Annotated in this window: 1 protein-coding gene; it reads left to right on the top strand. The window is 61.9% G+C overall.

The features are described 5' to 3' along the window. Positions 1-260: hypothetical protein (locus JHD64_RS22565; RefSeq protein WP_199055809.1), on the top strand; the 260-nt coding region annotated here is incomplete at both ends.

Raw genomic sequence — 260 nt, 5'->3', positions numbered from 1 at the left:
TGGCAGCTGGACCGTTCCGGCCAGCAGCCTGAGCGGCCTGGTGGATGGTGCGGTAACGGTGAAAGCCAGCGTCAGCGATGTGGCCGGCAATACCGCCAGCGCCAGCAATATCGACAGCAAGGATACGGTGGCCACCATTGCCATCAGCAGTGATGGCAGTGGCAGCGATCATGTCTATAACAGCAGCGAAAGCACTGCCGCCGTGGTCAGCGGTACCACCACGGGCGTGGAAACCGGCCAGACTGTCACCGTCACCTTCA

It is taken from the genome of Aquitalea sp. ASV15 (assembly GCF_016429115.1).
GTDB lineage: Bacteria > Pseudomonadota > Gammaproteobacteria > Burkholderiales > Chromobacteriaceae > Aquitalea > Aquitalea magnusonii.
This window is presented reverse-complemented; position numbering and strand designations above follow the sequence as displayed.